Origin of the sequence: Enterococcus hirae ATCC 9790 (assembly GCF_000271405.2) — a bacterium.
Taxonomy (GTDB): domain Bacteria; phylum Bacillota; class Bacilli; order Lactobacillales; family Enterococcaceae; genus Enterococcus_B; species Enterococcus_B hirae.
This window is the reverse complement of the sequence record NC_018081.1, coordinates 2,120,753-2,142,330: the sequence shown is the minus strand read 5'-3', so window position 1 is coordinate 2,142,330 and position 21,578 is coordinate 2,120,753. Positions and strand designations below refer to the sequence as shown.

Sequence of the window (21,578 nt, the reverse complement as noted above, 5' to 3'; positions counted from 1 at the left end):
TCTCCTCCATTATGCTTGAACTTCTTCTGCAATCACACCAGCCATCTTTTCTTTTGCTTCCTTAGCTTCGGCTTCTGCTTTTAATTCTAATTCATACTCTTTTTTGTCAGCAATCTTGATAAATGGATACCACATCAAGATCCCGATACCCATGCAAATAACCATCAAGATTGTATAATTTATTCCACCAGAAAGTGGCATCTTAACAAAAGTTGGTGTCGTCCAAGGCAATAAACTTATCATTGGGTTCAATGAAATCGGTAAAATAGTTGTGGTTAATCCCCACGTCACAAAGCCTGCGATCAACTGTGTAAAGACTTGTGGAATGAAAAACAATGGGTTTAAAATAATCGGCATACCAAACATCAAGGGTTCCGTAATGTTGAAAATGGCAGGAATCACGGATAATTTCCCAAGTTGTTTCATTTTGGCAGATTTACTACGAATCATAAAGAACGTCACAAATCCCATGAAGCCTGCAGCGTACATTCCCATGTAGATCACAGAAGGAATCAAGTAAGGCAAAGCTTCATTTTTTTGGAAAGCTGCGATATTTGAGACAACCATCGTCATACTGATTGCTCCTAATGGTCCTTGTAAAACTGCGTTGTGAATTCCAAAGAACCAAAGGACAGCTAATACTTCCATGATAATAATAATTGATAATGGACTAGCAACCAACGCGTTAAGCGGTGCATTGATCACATCGATAAAGAATTGGAAAATCGAGCCAGATTTTGTCAAACCAAATAAGATACGCAGAATAAATACAAAGACAAAGATGATTGTTACAACAAAGACCGGTGCCAATGATTGCGTAACCATCGGAGGTACGCTATCTGGTAATTTAAGCACAATATTTTTTTTCGATAGATAAGCATAAAGTTGAGTAACCACTAACGCAACGATCATTCCAATAAACAAGCCTTGTCCGCCTAAGAAATCTAAGCGTAATGCTGCAATCGTAGAGTCTACAGCCTCTCCATTTTGCATAGCCATTGTTGCGACAGTTTGAGGCATCAACATCACAAAACTAGCTAAAGAAATAATGGCTGCGTTTCGCTCATTCGTCCCCAGTTGTTTTGCATAAGAAAAAGCCAGACTATAAACGACATACAATGAAAATACCCCAGTTGCACCATTTGTAATAGCTTCTACATGTGGGTAAATACCTAATGAAGTCAAATAATCGATCCAACCAGGAATTGGGAAGTTCCCTACGATCGTAATCAGCGCAATCCCCAAAGTGATTGGACTCGTACGAATAAACCCTTCCATCAAAGCAGCTAACACTTTATTTTGTTGTAATTTTTGCGATAATGGTAATAACTTACTTCCTAAAAACGCTTCTAATTTTTCCATCGTAATCCCCCTATTGTTTATATTCCCATGTGGTAACACTTTCTAACCCGTCGACATTTAAATAAAAATGGTAGACACCTTCTTCTATCCAACTATTTCCATTATTATCAAAGATAGCTAAGTCAGAAATTGGAATATTGATTCTTGCTTGCTTTTCTTGATTTGCTTCTAAATAGATTCGCTGACTGCTGACCAATCGTTTTTCCGGTTGGACAATCGAAGCATATTCTTGATGAAGATAAAGATGTGTCACAGTTTCTGCTGAAACATCCGATCGATTTTTCACTAAATAATTGATCTCAATAAATTGGTCTTTTTGCTCACTTCTCAGTAATTGACTTTCGAATGAGGCGTAACTCATTCCCGCTCCAAATTTGAATAGCGGATCATTGGATTCATCGATATATTTTGAGACAAAACGCTCAGAATGATTGCTTGTTGATATTGGTCTGCCTGTGGAGGTCTGAGCATAATAAATCGGTAGTTGTCCTTCACTTCTAGGAAACGTCATCGATAGACGAGCAGAAGGACTGACTTTACCAGCAAGTAAATTAGCGATTCCGATCCCACCCATCGTTCCAGGAAACCAGACAAGTAATAAACTATCGAAATATTTTTCTATATCCGTTATGACTAGCGGTCGACCGGTATATAGTACGCCTATAATTGGTTTATTTAATTCATGTAATTTTTTGATCAAACGTTGTTGTTTTTTTGAAATCTGTAAGTGAGCTTTAGAAGCTCCTTCACCACTTTCGAGAAATTGTTCGCCAAATGTTAATACAATCACATCAGCCTTTTGAGAAATCTGGTAAGCTTCTTCCATTAATGATTCCTCTTCTGCAATTGGCCCATTCAATAATTCCATTCCTTTTTTCAGAGGTCCAAACCCATCATAAGAATCGAATAAATTGTATCCTTTAGCAAACATTAAGTGATCTGTCGCAAAATGGCGACTCAATCCTTCCTTCAAAGTAACCGTATCTTGTGGCTTTCCGCTGACTGAAGCCCAAAAACCTAAAGTGAGAGGACTTTCGCCGTATGGACCGATCACAGCAATTTTTTGATTTGGTACTAATGGAAGTGTGTCATTATTTTTTAAAAGAACACAACTTTTTTCAACCAACTCGACTGCTGCTTCTTTAGCTTTTTCGGTTAAGATTTCTCCAGTATTCACTTCTTCCAAGCCACGATAAGGATTTTCAAATAAGCCCAATTTATTTTTTAACATTAAAATACGCCACACCGCTTCATCGAGAAGTTGCATAAATCGTGGCTCTTGTACTAATTCAGACAGGTGATTGGCATAAATCGAAGTCATCATGTCTAAATCAACACCTGCAATGAGTGCCTTTTTGGCTGCATCTATTTCGTCTTTGGCATACCCGTGAGGAATCAGTTCTTTGATTGCTGCATAGTCTGAAACTAATACGCCATCAAAACCAAAGCGAGAACGTAAAATCTCTCGATTCAACCATTCATTTCCAGTTGCAGGAACTCCATTCAACAAATTAAAAGCAGTCATTACTAATTCACATTTTGCTTCAATTGCTGCTTGATAAGGCTGTAGATATTCATTGAAAAGCCGTTGATGGGACATATCTACAGCTTGATATTCCCGTCCTGCTTCCGGTGCTCCATAAGCTGCAAAGTGCTTCAGACATGCGGCTACATGTTTTTCTGGAATTTTTGTCTCACTATCTCCCTGATAACCATTGACGATACTTTTTGCAAACTCTTTCGCCGTATAAACATCTTCGCCTGGAGATTCCATAACCCTCCCCCAACGTGGATCACGCGCTAAATCTAACATTGGTGAAAACAAGACATGTAAGCCATTTAAATAACTTTCTTCTGCTGTTAACTTAGCTGCTTGTTGAATTAGCTCAAAATCGTAAGAACCAGCTTGAGCTAGAGGTATGGGGAAAATTGTCCGAAACCCATAGATGACATCTGACATAAACAACATGGGTATCTTGTGTTTACTTTTTGCTAAAACTTTTGTTTGTAGTTCTTTTAATTTTTGATGATCGTTGATATTATAAATAGAGCCAATCTCAAATACATCTAACTCTTGAGGTAATCCTAATTCTTCCATTGGCCCAGTATTCATCACATCATTTTCTGATAGAATACTTCCATTCAGTTGGATCATTTGTGCGATTTTTTCCTGAACAGATAATCGATCAAACAAAGCTTGTAACTGATCTGCTTCCATCGGCGCCTCCTTTGTAACCGCTTTATAGAACAGATTATAAAGAATAAAAAACGATTTTTATATAAAAATATTAGCGTTTATACCAAAATATTCGCGCTATACAAAATTTATTCGTGTAAAATAAAAAGAAAGAATTCGTCACAAGGAGTATTTACATTATGACTACCGATACGATTAAAATAACTATGGATTTATTGTACCGAAAATATCTGATTCCGATGCTATTATTTGATGAAAACGGATATCTCATCCATCCAAAAAATTTAGAAGACTTACCAATCACGATCAGTACCTATTTTCCATTTAGAAAAACAGAGCAGATCCAGCTTTACCATACAACATCCTATTTATACGGCTATTTTTGTTTTAAATCTGATCAAAAGGAATATCAGATGATCATTGGCCCTTGCGGTATTATCGGTTCAAAAGAAACCTCTTGTTTTTTTATGGGACATGAGTACCATTATAATATTCATTATTCCAAAGAAGACAAGTATTCATTTGAAGAATATATCCAACTATTACACACGATTCTGACTCAGCGGCCAACCAAAAAGGAAGAATTTATTTGGTACTTTCAACAAGATAAAAATAAAAAAAATCTATCCACTGATTACAGCCTGGAAAATAATCTTTATGATCGACGGATCCACAAAGAAACCTTCGATTCGTATCATTTTGAATTACGGTATCTAGATTACATCAAACGAAACGAACCTGAAAAAGTCATTTGGGTCTTCAATAAAATGAAAGAAACCTATAAAGTCTCTTTATCCCCCTTTGAATTGGAAGGGTTGAAACTTAAATTTGCCTCATTCGTAGCCATCGTCACCAGAATGAGTATTGAAGAAGGCGTACCGATCAATCAAGCCTTTGGTCTGTCCGACTCTTTGATTCAGGGACTGATTTATATCCACTCAGTCAAAGAATGTCTGCAATATATGAAAGAAGCAACCTTCCGTTTTATGGAACTGCTTCATAATTTTCCTTTAGCTCAAAAATCCATGTTAGTAAAAACGATTGTCAACCACATTGATAATCATTTATACGAACGCATCACCGTCGACGAGTTAGCTGCCATCACTGAAAAACATAAAGCACATATTTGCAGCCACTTCAAAAAGAAATGGGGATTACCATTCACGGATACATTCAAGAAAAAAGATAACCGAAGCAAAACATTTGTTATTGTTTACAGATCATTCTTACGATGAAATCAGTCACTTGCTTGCTTATTCTAGTCAAAGTCATTTTATTCAAGTGTTCAAAAAGGTCGCCGGCTGTACCCCAAAAGAATACAAAAGTATCCACTATGCCCATTCATTAGTCTGAAAATGCCTTAACTACTAAGTCGTTCTCCATTTATCTTGATCGAGATCAGATAGGTTCAATACTTTCATGTATGTATTTGTAACTGCTTGTGGTTTGAGTAAATGTAGTAAAAACAAGCCGAAGAACACTAAAATCAAGGAAATGATTTTAGATTCTTCGGCTTATTTCATCAACCTAATTATGCGTGGCGCTACTCTCTCGATCGTGTCAAACTTCGTCCCATTCCTCAGAAAGATCAATCATTTTTTCTTAATGTCTTTGACTTCCAAAAAGATAATTTAGAAAATTAGTGACATATGTTTGATACGCTACGGGATCAACTGATTGGGCTTCCCCATGTCCAGCTCCTGCTACAATCAACTTGACTTTATAGCCCCCGGAAAGATCATAGAGTTCATCCGCATTTTCATGAGGAACTACTTGATCAGCATCTCCGTGAATGATCAATTTGGGGATCGTTGTGGCCATACCAATTTCAGGTAGATTTTCATTCACATTCATTTTTAATTCTTGGTCAAAGTAATACTCTTTCAACAATCCCATATATAGATCTTCATGTTCTTCGTCTGCTACAATGTCAAATTCTTCCCCAAATATTGAACCTAATAAAGGCGCTACGGTATTTTTGTAGGTGTATCTAAGTTGTTCATCAATTGATTTAAATCCGCAATTCTCGATGATTCCTTTTACGTATGCTGGGATATCCTTAGCTAATGTTGACATCATAGCTGCAGCCCCCATTGAGCCACCATAAAGTAAAATCTTTTGAGTCGGCTTAGTTCCTACTTCTCGATTGATCCAATAGAGCACATCATCTGACTCATATTGTCCATAAGTGACATAATCGCCCCCACTGTTTCCAGTGGCACGAGGGTCTACAAATAATAAATTATAGCCCGCATTGTAAAAGATATTATACTCATCCGTTACTGTCCCTAAATTCCAATTTCCTCGAAAACCACCATGAATCATCACCGTTACATCTGATTTTTGATCCACATAATAAGATTTCAACGTCATTAATTTTCCATCTTGCTTATTTACGGTCGTTCCTTCTAATTGAGTGGTATTAGGATAAAAACCTGTAGGCTCAGCAGGTGCCGTTCCATCATTCGCTGCACCAAGCAAGCTCATAAAACAACTGTCTTTTGCAAAAGCAATGTCATACATCGCACTGATTGTAATCAAACGTTTGATTACTTCTGGACTAACATCAAAGCGTTCTTTTACATTCACTTCTGAAATTTGGTCTGATATCAACGAAGAGAATTCACTTAGAAGTTTAAAAATATCTCCATTATACTCTTTGAAAACTTCAGTTATTTTATCTCGGATATAATTTAAATAAAGTTTTCCCTTGAAATTCTTGCCTTTACCGATTGCTTGAATGATCGCTTGCTCATCGTCAGATAGTCCAAGTGTTGTTGTTTTTACTTGCCCCTCGTTTCCTTTGTTGAGGGATTGAGAAACAGATGCAAGGCTTGTTCTTGCCAATAGTCCCTCTTGTTCCTTTCCGTAAACGATACTTGGTGTAGCACATCCTAACAATAAAATAGAAGCCAAAGTAATCATGCAACATTTATTTTTCATTCTACTCACTCCTTTATTTGATATTTCTATTCTAATGAAAGCGTAACCATTTTTATATCAAAAAAGAAGTATTTGTTATATAAAAGAAGCTCTTTTAAAAAATTCTTGAGTAAATCTTAGGATCATTCAAGTCATTTATACTAGCATAGCCATTTAGCTAATATTTTATACTGGTCTTATTTGTATTACATCACTAAAACCAAACGCTTGTGATAAAACAAAAGAAGATACTGAGACAACTTTTTTGTCCCAGTATCTTCTAGTATATCTAAAAATGAATAAACGGAGTTTAAAGAGCTCTTGTTCACGACGAGATAAAAGCAGCATTTTCGAAAGATAAGCCGAAATTAATCAAGAATTTGAGAAGCACCAAGTAGATAACAATCGACAGAAAAAACTAGCGTTTGTGTTTCTTGGCAAGTTCCGGAATTTTTTTGGTGCTTGATAATTAACACTTTCGTCTCAACCTCTAAGGTGCTAAGTTTTTTGCTAAAGACGATCAATTCGATAATTTTGACTTCTCATCATATGCTATTTAAACAAAACATAATATTGGGACATATAATGTTCTGTATCTTTTGGAGATAGAGATTGTATGGCTGTCCATAATTGTTTTTTAGCCATTGATCTTTCCCACGCCATCGGTTTAATACCCTCAGCTTTTACTAATGAATTCCCTAATTTTTCAATTTTTTTCATAAGATCTTTTTCTGGATTATTGTTTAATCCAAGGTGTTTTAACCCATGTTCCGTAACTAGCCAGTGGTTAGTATTTTGTCCACGATCAATAAGATTTTCTGGACCTTTCAAACGATTTCTTGCTTCTGCATGGTAGATTTCTATGCTATCTCCTATCTCAAGCAACAAATGGTCATCGGTGAATCGTTCAGGTATGTCTCCATTAATCGATTTTTCATACCTAATTTTGCCATCCTGAGATTTGATGGTCACTTTTACATAGAGTTCATCTTTAAATAAATAATGAGGTTTTGGTATATTTAAGGTAAGTGTTGCTTCTCTTGAATTCAAATTCGTTCTTAATGAGCCTGACCATTGATCACTAAAACCATAAAAGATAAGATCTTCATCGGCTAACTTACTGATATCAGCTTTGATTAATGAAAGAGAAGCATGGTTTTGGGTTTCCTTTACATAAACATAATTTTCGCTTGGTAAATAATACTTCATTTGTTCACCAGAAAATTCTAAATGATAGACCCCGTTAGGAATATTTTTGAATGTCATTTTTTGTTGTACTGGTTGACTCGCTATAATAGTTGCTCCATCTTTTAATTCAACTGTGAGCCCTTCAAAGTTACTCAAATCGCTAGGAAGAATTTCAATGGTCAAATCACCAACCAACCCTAGAGAGGCGATTTCTTCGTTAGTAACCAATTCAAAATTAGAATTGATCAAATAGTTTGGGTCAATCAATTGACGTGCACGCACCAACTCATTTTCAGAGACAATATCTGCCAATGAAGCCACAGCTGGATAACCTGCCACACGATTTTTTTCTGCTTGAAATTCATCAAGATACAACCCACGTTTTTTTAAGGCAGCAGAAAAATCCTGCTTACTATTTTCACTGTAGATACGATTCATTAAATTAGGTAATGTATATTCCCAATCTTTGAAATCACTTTGATTAGCCATTTTACGATATTCCTGATATATCTTAGTGAAGGAGTCATTTCCAGCTTTTTGTTTGAACATCGTTAATAAAATCAGTTGTTCACGCACATCGACATCATGGTAAGTGTCTCCGTCACGGATCAACTTATCATATAGCTTGTTTTCGACTTCTTCTTTTTTACCTAAATTAAACAACCAACCGATGTCATCTGCTTTTTTTCCATATTTTTCATACTGATATTGGACCCCAAATAAATTATTTGACACTTCGCCAGTATACATATCTTGCCCATCAAAACCAGCTTGATAACCGTGAGCAATTTCATGTAATGTTGCCCAACTTAGTTCTTTCAACCACATATCTGTCGTAGGTTCACTATTAGCTGTCCAATCACCCCCATAATAAGCAGCACCTGCGCCAGAATCATCTGCCTTTAAAAAGTAACGATTCGCGCCGTTCTGATTTTCTGGTGCGGAACCATCAAAACCAGCGATACCGTTAAATAAAGCAAAAATACCGTGATGATACCCAATCAACGCATCAATTGATGGAAAATCTTTTAAGTTTCTCACTAGTTCTTTGTCCAATTTGGGCATGAGTAATTGGAAATCTACTCCTTGAATTAACGCATACTCTGCATCCTCCGTATCCCACATTGAAAAAAACATGGTCTCATTCCCATGATATTTATAAACAGGTAACGCTTTCATTCCTTTGGAAGTCACCACTTCGTATTCGATCTGTGCTGATCCTTCTCCGTACGGTGTATCAATAAATGGAACCAAGGGCTCATCTGCACGGATACTTACCCAATTAGATCCAACTTCGATACTTTTTTCATTCTTTTTATCGTTTCCTAGTAGTCGCAATTTTAACTTATTCTTGAAATGAGCATTTGTCTGTCTCATTCTCAATTCGGTATTTTCGCTTAAGATAAAACCTAGATCCTGACGATCATGGTTTTTCCCTTTACTCATCCCTGAGTTGAAGATCCACGTCGGCTCCGGAATACTAAAAATCTCTTTTGACGTGACTTCTTGCGCCCCAACATTGGCTGAAAGTACACAGATACCAAACACAAACAACAACAGACTAACCGCATATTTTTTCATTTACCTCACTCCTTAAAATTATTTTATGAAAAAAAATAATGATTCATTCATTAAGAAAACGTTATCTTTTGTACAATTTAATTATAAATAACAACTAAATAAATAGCAACAATATAATATTTATAAATTTTTATCCTTACAACCTATAATAATTACAGTTATTTAAATAATTAACCATAAATATATTTTTAATATAAAATGTTATTTAAAAAGAAAAAAGCTCTCCCTTAGTGGGACAGCTTTTCCTATACATTTAAAGTTTATACCAAACTAATTTTATCATCGAATCGCGTTTACTTGACAGAACCGATCATTCCTTGAACAAATTGTTTTTGTAAAACAAAGAACACGATAGCTGTTGGCAATGTTGCAATCACAAGCCCGGCCATAATCATTCCGTAATCTGGTGTATAAGAGGCTCCCATGGCAGATAAAACTAATGGGACCGTACGCTTATCTGGTGATTGCAATGCAACTAAAGGCCAAAGATAGTTATTCCAACTACTCATAAAAGTAATGATTGCAGCAGCTGCATACGTATTTTTAGCAGTGGGTAGGTAGACACGGAAAAATATACTTAATTCTTTTAATCCATCTAAACGTGCAGCTTCTACTAAATCTTTAGGAAACGCTTTAACGTTTTGTCGAAAGAAGAAGATCAAAAAAGCTGTACTTACTGAAGGCAAAATGACGACTAAGAAGCTATTAATCCCTAAGATCGTTCCGTTTAAGTTAGAAAACATGCGGTATAAAGGAATCATCAATGCAGCAAAAGGAACCATCATCGATAAAAGCAAAATCGTAAATAATCGTTCTTTTTTTCGACTTTTATAGATCTCAAACCCATAACCAGCCATAGATGAAATCAACAAAGCTAAGACCGTTGTTACAATAGCGATCAAAGCTGAATTCCACAATGAGCGTGCAAAGTTTAAGTCATTTGAAAAAAGATTCTGGAAGTTGACAACTAAATGGCTACCGATCTTTAATTTTCCGGCAGTAATATCGATAGGTGTATTCGTCATTCCTAAGATCATCCAAACAAAAGGAAAAATCGAAATAAATGAAATCACGCTCAAAGAGGCATATTTAAAAACAGCTAACCAATCGAATGTTTTAGTCGCTTTTTTTTCATTCTCTTTAAGAAGTACTTTGTTTTCTGCTTGATCTATCACGCTTTTTCACCTCCGACTTTCGTTTGAATGATTGATAACAGTACAATAAAGACTACGATCACAAATGAAACCGCCGCAGCATAACCAAAATTCGGTGTAAATTTATAACTTAAATTGTAAATATACTGAGATAGCGTAGTTGTTGCATTTGCTGGTCCACCACCCGTAATATTTTGTACTTCATCAAAGAGTTGCAACGTACCGATCGTTGATGTGATTGACGTAAACAAAATAATTGGTTTTAAGTTAGGAATCGTGACTTTGATCAATTGTTGCCACTTAGATGCGCCATCGATTTCTGCTGCTTCATAAATTGCCGGATCAATATTTTGCATTCCTGATAAAAAGAAAATCATGTTATAACCTGTCCAACGCCATGTAATCGAAATGATGATTAATACTTTCGCCCAAACTGGATGAGTCAGCCAGCCAATTGGCATATCGATCAAGCCGATCGTCATCAAAAAATTATTCACTAATCCCGATTGAGAAAACAAGCTTTTCATAATAAGCGAATAGCTAACCATGGATGTGATACAAGGTAAAAAAATCGCTGTCCGGAAGAATCCTTTCATTTTAAGCTTTTTATCATTTAATAAATTAGAGACAAATAAAGCTAAAAACAACATAATCGGTACTTGTACCAATAAATATAAAAAGGTGTTAAAAAAAGCCTTTTTGAAGGTCGCATCATTCAACATGCGTTGATAATTCCCCAAACCATTAAAACTCATATTAACTGGGGGACCACTTTGAAATGAAGTGATCAGCGCTAAAATCATTGGGATAAATACCATGATCGAGATCATCAGAACTGGTAAAACAAGAAACGCATTTCCGTTCTTGAAAAAATCTTTTTGTTTCATCTGCTTTGCTCACTTTCGTTACGTTCATCTTCGTTTTATCTGTCATTTAAGGATCGTCTCACAAATCCTCCCTCTTAACTAATTGTCTGAGTAAATGACAGCGTCCTCACGAAAATTCTACGGTATTGATTGAAACTATTTTTAATAGATAGCAAATTTGTGTGACTGATGACCGTTCAAAAATCACCAGCCAACACAAATTTGATCCTCTAAATCAATTCATTTCACTCTGCTTAATTGGCTAACTGTGCTTCTACTTGTTTTTGCGTATCTGCCAAGACTTTATCAGTATCTTCTCCATTGATGATTCGGTGTAATGACTCTGCTACAACTGCTTCGATTGCATAGGTTTCTTGTCCATAATTAACTTGTGGAATTTCCGCTGTCCATTTAGAAAAGTCTTCAAACACCTTTTGACCACTATAGAATTCAGAAGACTCTTGATAAGCTGGTTGATCTTTTGCACTTAACATGGTAGAAACTAACCCGATTTCTTTCGCTAAGGTTCCCATCAAGTCTTCGTTAGTCGCAAAGGTCTTCTTCAAGAAGTCTTTCGCATTTTCTTCGCCTGAAACACCTTTGATCACATACCACCCAGCTCCGCCTAAATTAGAAGCTTGTGCTTTTTGCATATTGGCAGGTAATGAAGGTGTCGGTGCAATTGCCCATTTCCCTGATTGATCTTCAGCACCTTGGATCGTTGAGGAATACCAAGCACCAATTGGACTGGATGCAACAGCCCCTGATTGAATGGCCGTGACACCTGCATTCCAATCTGAAGTTTGTTCCACTAGATCTTCTTTAAGTAGTGTAGCAAATAGATTTAATCCATATTTCAATGATTGGTTATCTTTGATCGTAACCGTCTTTCCATCTTCTGAAGTGTACCATTCACCAGCTTCTTGCATAATCATACGGACACGTCCAAGATCTGAGGGATTCACTTCAGTAATTTTTTTACCCGTTTTTGCTTTAACATCTCGAGCAACTTGTAAATAGTCATCCCAACTTAAATTCTGCATATCTGCTTGACTGTAACCGGCTTCTTCTAACAAATCTGTTCGATAAAAATTAGCCGTAACACCTGAATCAAATGGAACGCCATAAATTTGATCATCGATCTTATTAACCGCAAATTTATACGAAGCAAAATTGGATTCATCTACGATATCGGTTAACTCAGAAAATGCGTCCGGATAAGAATTCAAATAACCTTGAATACGATAATCCTCAATCAACACGATATTCGGTAATCCATCAGTATTTCCACTGGCTAATGCTGTGTTTAACTTTTGTACGATATCATCTTGTGACATCGTAACGACATCCACTTCGACATCTTTATTGTCATAGACTTTTTTTGCTTCATTGACTGCTTTGATATTAAACGTTTCATCCCATGCCCAAACACTGATTTTATTTTCATCTTTCGTTGCTGAATTTGAGGAACTCCCACATCCCGCAAACAAAACTGCTGCTGAAGCTAAAAGCGTCGCACTTGCTACTAATTTTTTGAATTTCATATCCAACCCGCCTTTTTCATTTTTATTCTTTACATGTGAATCATACCAAAAATGTAATCGTTTTCTTAATTTCTAAAAGAGTTCCAAAAAATATCCCAAAATAAGAAAAAATCACAAATTTAGATTTCAATTTTTTTATTTTGAGTAATTCATCTTGCTTTTCTGCCAATTAAACCGTATTTTAAAAAGAGAAACTGTTTAAAAGGGGGAACAAGCTTGATTAATTTATTATTGATCGACGATGAAAAAACAATCTTACATGGCATAGCCAATTTGGTTGATTGGTCAAACCACGGATTCCAAATTAAAGGCGCTTTTTCAAACTCATTGGAAGCGCTTGATTTTTTCTCTATTCATTCTAATGATATTGATATTGTCATTACTGATCTTATCATGCCTGAACTGGATGGGATTGAACTTGCTCGCCTCTTAAAAAAAAGCAAGCCTGATATTCAAATATTAGTGTTATCAAGCCATGATGAGTTTCAACTAGTGAAAGACTCTTTTAAAGAAGGCGTATCCGATTATTTACTTAAACCAAAATTGAATCCAGAAAACCTGCTTTCTGCTTTGAACCATTTGGTTAAAAAAGGCCAAAAAAATCTAGACTCTAAATTCTCTCTAGATAGTGCTTTAACTCAATATTTCTCTGGACAAAAAACAACGATATCTAACGATCCTTTTCGTTTCCCGTTATTTTACATCGTCTATAGTGAAATGGATGATTTAGCTCCACTAGCTTCTCTAAAAAGTAACGAAGAACGAGCTGAACCCTGGATTGATTGTCAGCCTTTTACCACTCTCGACTATGAATATGGTTGCTTACTAAATGTTTCTTCCATGGATTGTTTCGAACAAATTCAGACTTCTTTGCGTGAATATGCGCAAAAATCTGATGCATTATTGATTATTTCCCCTTGTTTAGAGCTAAGTGAGCTGTTCGATTGTTTTCAAAGATTAAAAAAATTAGGCAAAGGACAACGTTTTTATCAGAAAAGTGCTGGTGTTGTATCGGAAGAACAATTAGTCCCTTTGATTCCACACTTTGATCAGAGCACGAAAAGCTACTTAACAAAGATTGTCAACAAAGATTATGTATCCGCTATCAGAGAAATGAAATCAGCGATTGAGACTCTGATCGCTTTAAAAATTGACCCTTTATTTTTAAAACACGAAACAATCAATCGTCTCTACGCACTCATCAATGCTTTAGAAGATGGTCAAGGGACGAAAGAATTGACGACATTAAAAATTACGTTACCAACACTTATAACGAACGTCGCCACCATCGAAGATTTTTCCATTACGTTTACTAAAATCATCACTCAATTGATGCGTTGGAGCACGCCGGAAAAGAATGAAAACTCAGAAATTCTGACAGCGATCTATGATTATGTTCAAGAAAATTATCATCAAGATATTTCCTTGCAAATCATCTCCGAAAAATTTCATTTTTCCTATAGTTATTTATCTACCATGTTTACCGAGAAATATGGGATTAGCTTCACTAAATATCTAAAAAAAGTCCGGATACAACATGCGAAACGGCTTTTGCTTGAGACAACCGAGCCACTTTCACAAATCTCTTACCAAGTAGGATTTGCTGAACTTGGTTACTTCTCAAGAGTATTCAAGGAAGAAACTGGGCTAAATCCTTCTCAATATCGAAAAGGAAGTTTGAAACATGAAGAAAAAATTCAAAGAGTATGAACTAGTTACAAAACTACTGGTTGTCCTAGTCATTGCGCTTCTTACTCAAGCGATTATTCTGTCCTTCTTCATTTATGATCGATCCAAAAACGCTTATATCCATCTATTTGATAAATCGAATGAACTAACGCTTGGCAAAATACAACGTGATTTTGAACGATTGAATGATAATATCGAAAATACCTTAACGATGGTCGCTAACAACCCTGCAGTCGAAAATTATTTCTCTAACGATCCGCACTCTTCGTTAGATAACTACGCAAATGTAAAAACAATCCAACAAATGAACCGAAGCTTTACTTCGATCTCTCCTTCCATCAATTACGATCTGATGATCTATGGTGAAAGTGGACATACCTTCGTTGGAAACGAGATGCTTGCCAGTATGGATGCTGCGGCATTCATGAGATCTGATGTCGTACAAAAAGCAAAGGCACATAAAGCATCGACCCAAATGTTCTTTGTCGACTTTGGTTTGACTACTCGTGACCAAACAAAAAGCAGCATCCTATTCATTAAGAAATTGACTTCCTCGTTGAATCATATTTATGGGTATGCTGTCATTGCGATAACTGCAGATGAGCTAGCGAATTTATTCAATGAAACGATCCATTCGGAGGTCTCCAAAATCTATCTCATCAATGAAGCAAATCAAATCATTACCTCCAATGAAACTGGCATGATTGGTGCCAAAACCAACTTGTTAAATGATTTAAATACCAATGAAACAAAAACAGTTGATTATAATCGTTTAACACGTGTTCCATTATATCGACAAAACTTAGCTTTGATTAGTAAAGTAAATATTCGTTCACTAGTCAATCAAATGGGACTGATTGTTCCGATCGTCCTTTTTAATTTGATGACTTTAATGGTAGTTGGTGCTATTGTCTTTCGCTATATGAACCGTCAGACGAAGTCGATTTATGCCTTGATTCAGTCCTTAAAACATATCAAAAAAATTCCTAATAATACCCAAGTAGACGTTCAAGGGACCTACGAAACAAAGACTTTAGGCACTACAATCAATCAACTGTTAACAACGATCGATGAGAACTATTTTACTTCAATTGAAAACGAAAAGAAAAAACGCCAATTAGAGATTCAAACGATGCAAGCCCAAATCCAGCCTCACTTTATCTACAATACGTTAACTAGTCTAAAATTTTTGATCTGGCAAAAAGAAAATCAAAAAGCAATTCATGGAATCGATCATTTTATTGATTTGTTGAGAAGTACCATTGGGAAAAAAGCAGAAACAATCACTGTCGAAGAAGAATTAAAAAGTGTGCAAAGCTATATCCATATTCTTTCATTGAGATATGGTGATGATATCGCCACTCGGATCATGGTCCCCGATGAACTATACCCTTTTAAAGTGCCCAATATGATGATCCAGCCAATTATTGAAAATGCTTTTTTACATGCTTTTCAAACAAAAAAAAGTGGGTTTATTACTTTATTCGGAAAAATTCATGAAACACAATTGATCTTTGAAATCGTAGATAACGGTGATGGATTTGATACAAATCAAAAGAAAAAAACAAGGACTATTTTTCTGGAATCGGAGTCAAGAATGTGAACGAACGAATCAAATTGCTTTACGGCAAAGAGTATGGATTGCAGATCCAATCGATTATGGGTGTTGGTACAACGGTAAAAATCACATTGCCATTAATCAGTTAATTCAAAAATAAACAATTCAGTTAGTTGATACTTATAAGCAATAGACGTTGCCCTTCTAAGATAGATGATTTTAGAAAAGCAACGTCTATTTGTCTATGGTTTTATATTTTTCGTGTCTGCTAATAATATGAAAAGCTATTGTTCTTTACCGATACTTAGCTATCAATCCTTCCTTTCTCTAGATAGACAGCATTCAAGCATCAGCTCCTTGAAATAAGCCTAAATTTTTTTTAACATGAAAAGGTGTTTTAAAAAATTGCCTCTTATTTGCTCGGAGCTGACCGCTTCTTTCACGACCTTTACTTCACGATAAAACTAAATTCATGGTCTTCTTCCGCTGAAATATGATACGCTTCTTCAACATCTGCTCCCCAGCTGTTGATTCCTCCTACACCACGTACCTTCCCTTGAATCACTAAGACGGTTCTTCTAGCTGGTGGTAACTCTTCAAGATGTGTGGCATTTTCTAATTCTTCGGCTTTATAGGGGAGAGCTGAAAATGCAAAATCGCCGTTCACTTGTTCAAAGCGTAATGAAAATTCCTCCTTTCCTTGATCCGCATTATTCATCGTAGAATCTCTAGTGATTTCTAGCCATTTCGTCTTCATATGGACACCACAATCTTGTGGCACGAGATAGGGAGTCACTGGTAAACCAGTTACTTTATAAGTACCCTCGATTCCTCCTGCCATTCGATCTGGATACGTTTCTCCTGATAGTCCTTCATATTCAAAATATTTCGCTTTGGTTGGCATAATAAAGCGAAAACCTAATAAAGGTAATTCAGGCAGTCCTTGCTGTCCATGATAAAAGACAGAAATTTTCATTTCCCCATCAGATTGTACTTCATAGTTGACTATGACTTCTGTTTTGGGCACCGTATTGATTTCTAACGTGAATTTGATCGCTGCTGATTGCGCATATTCATGATTGGAATAGCGATTATTGATCGGAGCAATTGGCTGTTCGATTGGTTTTTGATCAATGGAAACTTGAACATTTTTTACTTTCGGGTACATCCCAGCCCCTAGCCACATGGACGAACGATAGCCAAACCCATTCCCTCGATCATTATCCGTCAAAGCCCGCCAAAACGTCGGCAGCGTTTCTCGATACAACCATTCTTTCCCATTTTTATTTAAGGATTCCAACCCACCTCTTGTATAGGAAAAGATATAATGAAATCCTTCACCTTTTAAAGCAAATGTACAATCTCCATAAATAATCTTCATTTTAATCGCTGTATTTTCCATAATAATACCTTACCTCCTGTAATGCCGGTTTTTCTTGACCATCAGAAAAGACGATCCCGTTACCTGAAAATTCATAATCACTTGGACGATCATCAAAGTCCCCACCGTATCTCATTACTTTTTGTTTCGTCAATGGATCGATCACTTGAATCGCTTGATCTTTAAAGTCCCAAATATAGCCACCTTGATACATTGGGTATCGATCTAATAATTCCATGTAAGAATTCAATCCTCCCAAAGAATTCCCCATGTCATGCATGTATTCACATAAAATGAAAGGCTTTTTCCCATCATTTTCAAGGTAATCACAGATATCTGTTGGCGTAGCATACATGCAACTCTTGACATCAGAAATCGAATCTTCGAATGCAGGATTAGGGAAATTCCCTTCATAGTGAACAAGGCGATCGGGATCTTTTTCTTTAAAGTAATCATTCATCAAACGAATATTCTCTTCTGCGTAAGATTCATTTCCTAAAGACCAGAATAAAATACTCGTATGGTTCTTGAATGTCTCAAAATTTGTCTGTGCTCTGTCAAGAACGATCTCCCGCCATTGAGGAACGTTCCCCGGTACATTGTAAGACGGCTCAAACGCCCCCATCTTTTGCCAAGAACCATGAGATTCCAGATTGGTCTCTGCCATCAAGTGAATACCCGCCTGATCACAAAGATAATACCAAGGGATTTGATTTGGATAATGTGAGGTTCTAACCCCATTGATATTCGCATGTTTAATGATTTCTAGATCTTTCTTCATATCCATCAAATCGATAGCTCTTCCTTTTTCAGGATGCCATTCATGTCGATTGACACCGTTGATGATCAAACGTCGGTCATTCAAATAAATGATCCGCTCTTTGATCTCGATCTTTCTAAAACCAAATGGATAGTAACTATACTCCGTCACCCCAGTATCATCAAACGTTTCAAATTCGACGATGTATAAATTGGGTTGAAAATGATCCCATAAAGTAATTTTATCTACTGGAATATGCAACGAGATTTGTTCTTCGATTCCCACTTCTTCTTGATGGATCTCTTCTCCTTTGCAATTGAGGAGTCGGACACGTAGCTTTCCGTTTGAAGTAAGATTTTCAATAGTCAAGTCGATATCTACCCAACCGCTTTGAAAAGAGGGATCAACTTGAGGTTTGATCCACATATCCTCTATATGATTTTTCCCTCTGGCGATCAATGAAACATCTCTAAAAATCCCAAAGAAACGGAAAAAATCTTGGTCTTCTAGAAAAGCGGCACTACTTCTTTTATGGACTTCTACCGCTAAACGATTCTCTTCTTCCAGATAAGGAGTTAAATCAAATTCAGAAGGCGTGAAAGAATCTTCTGCATAGCCGACAAAGTGCCCATTTAACCAGACATACATTGCCTGTTCGACACCTTCAAATCGAATGGTGATCGCCTTTTCTTTCATTTCTTCATTTAAAGTAAAGTTCGTCACATATGAGCCAACTGGGTTATAATCGGCTTGAGAAAACATCCCCTCGGCTTCTTCCTTACTAGCGGTTGTATAAGCCGGACGTCTAAACTCATGCCCTTCCCATGGATACATCGTATTGATGTAGTGGATCTTGTCGTATCCTGCTAGTTCGATATGCCCAGGAACATCAATCTGATCGAAGCTGCTGTTATCAAATTCCTTTTCAAAAAAATTCACTGGACGTTCTAAAGCATTACGGGAATAGCAAAATTGCCACTTCCCATTCAGCGATTGGATTCTGGTGTTTCCTGTTTCCACTTCTTCTTTAGCACCATAAATAACATGATCACTATGGGCTTTCCTTTGATTTACTCGATACACTTGCGGATCATCTAACCATTCAATCAATGCGTTCATTTTTCTATTCTCCTTCGTCTATACTCATAAAATGAATCAATTCTGTTTGAAAATCGCCATAAAAATCTGGGAAATAAAGACCTATTGTCATTAATTCCGATCCTGAATATACTTTGCCATCTATCTGGTTCTGGTATAGTTTTTCTTCGCTTAGTCCAACAAGGCGTACCTCATGAAATTCGGGCTGTGCATTTGCTAACCGACGATTTATAAATAAGAGGACTTCCTGTTGGTTTTTTGAAACAAATTCCCAGGAAGCAATATTTTGCTCAAAGGGATTTTGTAAACGATAGAAATCACCATATTGGACTGTCTGTCTGATTTTTTTATAAAATTCTACCTGTGCGGCTACTTCCTGCTTTTCCTCACTAGATAATTTTGTTAGATCGAGTTCATATCCAAACACCCCGCCCATGGCCACATCTCCACGTGTTTTTAAACTGGTGACTCGACCCGTTTGATGATTAGGAACAGCTGATACATGGGCAGTCATAGCTGAAATAGGATAAGCTAAGCTCGTCCCATATTGGATATTGATGCGTTCAACCGCATCTGTATTGTCACTAGTCCAAGACTGTGGCATATAATAAAGCAGCCCTGCATCGAACCGTCCACCACCACCAGAACATCCTTCCCAAAGGATATGAGGATAGTCGTTTGTTAAGTTTTCCATCATCTCATATAATCCTAATAGATAACGATGCAAAACTTCCCCTTGGTTTTGTTTGCCCAATGACACCGAATAGACATCAGATAGCGATCGATTCATATCCCATTTGATATAGTCGATCTCCACACTGTCTAACAAATGCCGTAACTGTGTTTCAATCGTCTGCCGGACTTCTTTTCGGGTAAAATCAAGGACGTGTTGAGATCTAGAAGCTGATGGTTGACGACCTGGTTCTTTCATCATAAATTCGGGATGATTCCGATTTAATTGAGAGTCGCTGGAAACCATTTCAGGCTCAACCCACAAGCCAAACTTTAGTCCTTTTTGGTGAACATAGTCAGCGATCCCTTTTAAGCCATTTTTCAATTTCCCTTGATATTCAAACCAGTCTCCTAGAGAAGATTGGTCCGAATCTCTTTTCCCAAACCAGCCATCATCTAAAACAAACATCTCTATCGCTAATTCGTTTGCTTCATCAACGATCGCTTCGATCTTTTTGCTCGTAAAGTCAAAATAAGTCGCTTCCCAATTGTTGACTAGGATCGGACGTTCTTGGTATTGGAATCGCCCTCTTGCTACTCGTTCCCGTAATAAATGATGGGTCACTTGACTCATCCCATTCAACCCTTGATCAGAATAAGTTAAGAGTATTTCCGGTGTTTGGAAGCTTTCATATGGTTGTAACTCCCAAGAAAAATTATAGGGATTGATTCCACCGATCACTCTAAATTGTTGAATGGCATCTTTTTCAATCTCAAAGGAATGATTTCCTGAATAAACAAGATGGATCCCAATCGCTTCCCCTGTGAATTCAGTTGTTGCATGATTTGTCAAGGCGATGAATGAATTCATCTGATGACTGCTTGAACCACGACGGCTTTCAAATGATTTGATGCCATCTGTTATGCTTTGTCTAGACATCTGCCGTTCTTTGACATGCGCTCCTGGTAAGGCAATCACTTCATCAAACCGGCCTGAATTCGTAAAATCAAGTTGAAAAGAGGCTGCTTTTTCAATCATCACTGGATCATTGGTTTCATTTCTTACCTTCAGCGAACGTGTAATCACTGCTCTTTCTCGATAAATCGTATAGGAAAGATCCACGTAAATCTTTTCTTCACGATCTTTCAACGTCACGATCAATGTTTCTGCCTCTGTATCATTCTTGATATACGCTTGCGGTAATCCAGATAAATTTGGCTTTCCTTCTTGGATCTGAAAACTTTCATAACGTAGATCAAGCAGATTTGATCCATTTTCTCGACGAATCATCAAGGCAGGTAATCGATAATCCATCCCTCCGTGCCCTGAATACTCTTGTGGTAATGTATCTTTTGAATACGTTCGATCTTCATTTAAGGGGACGTTCCCAGAAAAGCCACGATCTCTGCGAGGATATTTTTTATGATTATGATAATGGGTCGTTCTTTTACCAAAATAAACATGAGCCAGAACTTCACTTTCTTCAATTTGAAGAATATAGGAAATTTCTGAATTGGATAGATGAAATACTTTTTCCTGTTCGTCAAATGTGATTAAAGCTACTCTTTGATTCTTCATCACTTGTTCCATTGTTTCACCTCTCAA

Annotated in this window: 12 protein-coding genes and 2 pseudogenes; 4 read left to right on the top strand and 10 right to left on the bottom strand. The window is 36.7% G+C overall.

The annotated features are described in order from the left end of the window. Nucleotides 1-9 precede the first annotated feature (9 nt). Complete coding sequence (locus EHR_RS10180) at nt 10-1,362, bottom strand: PTS sugar transporter subunit IIC (RefSeq protein ID WP_010737699.1); 1,353 nt, start codon at nt 1,360-1,362, stop codon at nt 10-12. A 10-nt stretch (nt 1,363-1,372) separates the two neighbouring features. After that, a complete protein-coding gene (locus EHR_RS10175; protein WP_010737700.1) occupies nt 1,373-3,580 on the bottom strand; it encodes a glycoside hydrolase family 3 N-terminal domain-containing protein in 2,208 nt (735 codons plus the stop codon). A gap of 158 nt (nt 3,581-3,738) precedes the next feature. Here EHR_RS10175 and EHR_RS10170 point away from each other — a divergent pair, with 158 nt between their 5' ends. Further along, nucleotides 3,739-4,794, top strand: coding sequence for a hypothetical protein (locus tag EHR_RS10170; RefSeq protein WP_014834618.1), 1,056 nt, complete (start codon nt 3,739-3,741; stop codon nt 4,792-4,794). After that, the gene (locus tag EHR_RS14515) at nt 4,763-4,912 is read left to right on the top strand and encodes a helix-turn-helix domain-containing protein (RefSeq protein ID WP_338009822.1); all 150 of its coding nucleotides are present in this window, start codon (nt 4,763-4,765) and stop codon (nt 4,910-4,912) included. The genes EHR_RS10170 and EHR_RS14515 overlap by 32 nt, the downstream gene beginning before the upstream one ends. 258 nt (nt 4,913-5,170) lie before the next feature. Here EHR_RS14515 and EHR_RS10165 read toward each other — a convergent pair. The 5 genes and pseudogenes from EHR_RS10165 to EHR_RS10145 form a co-directional block, all read right to left on the bottom strand. Next, nucleotides 5,171-6,400 (bottom strand): annotated as a pseudogene (locus EHR_RS10165) (alpha/beta hydrolase); the annotation flags it as partial. Between the two features lie 633 nt (nt 6,401-7,033). Further along, nucleotides 7,034-9,250, bottom strand: coding sequence for a putative mucin/carbohydrate-binding domain-containing protein (locus tag EHR_RS10160; protein WP_010737703.1), 2,217 nt, complete (start codon nt 9,248-9,250; stop codon nt 7,034-7,036). Nucleotides 9,251-9,543: 293 nt separating this feature from the next. Continuing rightward, a complete protein-coding gene (locus tag EHR_RS10155) occupies nt 9,544-10,425 on the bottom strand; it encodes a carbohydrate ABC transporter permease (RefSeq protein WP_010719006.1) in 882 nt (293 codons plus the stop codon). Then, entirely contained in the window at nt 10,422-11,291 is an 870-nt protein-coding gene (locus tag EHR_RS10150; protein WP_010719005.1) for a carbohydrate ABC transporter permease, read from the bottom strand. The genes EHR_RS10155 and EHR_RS10150 overlap by 4 nt, the downstream gene beginning before the upstream one ends. A gap of 233 nt (nt 11,292-11,524) precedes the next feature. Then, nucleotides 11,525-12,814: an ABC transporter substrate-binding protein gene (locus tag EHR_RS10145; protein WP_010737704.1), complete on the bottom strand. Its 1,290-nt coding sequence runs from the start codon at nt 12,812-12,814 to the stop codon at nt 11,525-11,527. A 216-nt stretch (nt 12,815-13,030) separates the two neighbouring features. Between EHR_RS10145 and EHR_RS10140 the strand changes: the two genes are divergently transcribed. Beyond that, nucleotides 13,031-14,524: a response regulator transcription factor gene (locus EHR_RS10140; RefSeq protein WP_010737705.1), complete on the top strand. Its 1,494-nt coding sequence runs from the start codon at nt 13,031-13,033 to the stop codon at nt 14,522-14,524. Next, nucleotides 14,499-16,210: pseudogene (locus EHR_RS10135) on the top strand (cache domain-containing sensor histidine kinase). Before EHR_RS10140 ends, EHR_RS10135 begins: the two are co-directional and overlap by 26 nt. Nucleotides 16,211-16,509: 299 nt before the next feature. On the opposite strand, the gene EHR_RS10130 reads toward EHR_RS10135, so the two are convergent. From EHR_RS10130 to EHR_RS10120, 3 genes are read right to left on the bottom strand one after another with little or no spacing between them, the layout of a single operon-like run. Next, entirely contained in the window at nt 16,510-17,463 is a 954-nt protein-coding gene (locus EHR_RS10130) for a beta-galactosidase small subunit (RefSeq protein WP_010719000.1), read from the bottom strand. Beyond that, nucleotides 17,444-19,321 (bottom strand): glycoside hydrolase family 2 protein, encoded by a 1,878-nt coding sequence (locus EHR_RS10125; protein WP_010737707.1) that lies wholly within the window; start codon nt 19,319-19,321, stop codon nt 17,444-17,446. The genes EHR_RS10130 and EHR_RS10125 overlap by 20 nt, the downstream gene beginning before the upstream one ends. A gap of 4 nt (nt 19,322-19,325) precedes the next feature. Further along, complete coding sequence (locus tag EHR_RS10120) at nt 19,326-21,563, bottom strand: alpha-galactosidase (RefSeq protein ID WP_010737708.1); 2,238 nt, start codon at nt 21,561-21,563, stop codon at nt 19,326-19,328. Nucleotides 21,564-21,578 lie beyond the last annotated feature (15 nt).

What these genes read in the sequence shown, in the direction of transcription:
- EHR_RS10170 (WP_014834618.1), top strand. Translation starts at nt 3,739, where the DNA reads ATGACTACCGATACGATTAAAATAACTATGGATTTATTGTACCGAAAA.
- EHR_RS10150 (WP_010719005.1), bottom strand. Translation starts at nt 11,291, where the DNA reads ATGAAACAAAAAGATTTTTTCAAGAACGGAAATGCGTTTCTTGTTTTA.
- EHR_RS10175 (WP_010737700.1), bottom strand. Translation starts at nt 3,580, where the DNA reads ATGGAAGCAGATCAGTTACAAGCTTTGTTTGATCGATTATCTGTTCAG.
- EHR_RS10125 (WP_010737707.1), bottom strand. Translation starts at nt 19,321, where the DNA reads ATGAACGCATTGATTGAATGGTTAGATGATCCGCAAGTGTATCGAGTA.
- EHR_RS10145 (WP_010737704.1), bottom strand. Translation starts at nt 12,814, where the DNA reads ATGAAATTCAAAAAATTAGTAGCAAGTGCGACGCTTTTAGCTTCAGCA.
- EHR_RS10130 (WP_010719000.1), bottom strand. Translation starts at nt 17,463, where the DNA reads ATGGAAAATACAGCGATTAAAATGAAGATTATTTATGGAGATTGTACA.
- EHR_RS10160 (WP_010737703.1), bottom strand. Translation starts at nt 9,250, where the DNA reads ATGAAAAAATATGCGGTTAGTCTGTTGTTGTTTGTGTTTGGTATCTGT.
- EHR_RS10120 (WP_010737708.1), bottom strand. Translation starts at nt 21,563, where the DNA reads ATGGAACAAGTGATGAAGAATCAAAGAGTAGCTTTAATCACATTTGAC.
- EHR_RS10180 (WP_010737699.1), bottom strand. Translation starts at nt 1,362, where the DNA reads ATGGAAAAATTAGAAGCGTTTTTAGGAAGTAAGTTATTACCATTATCG.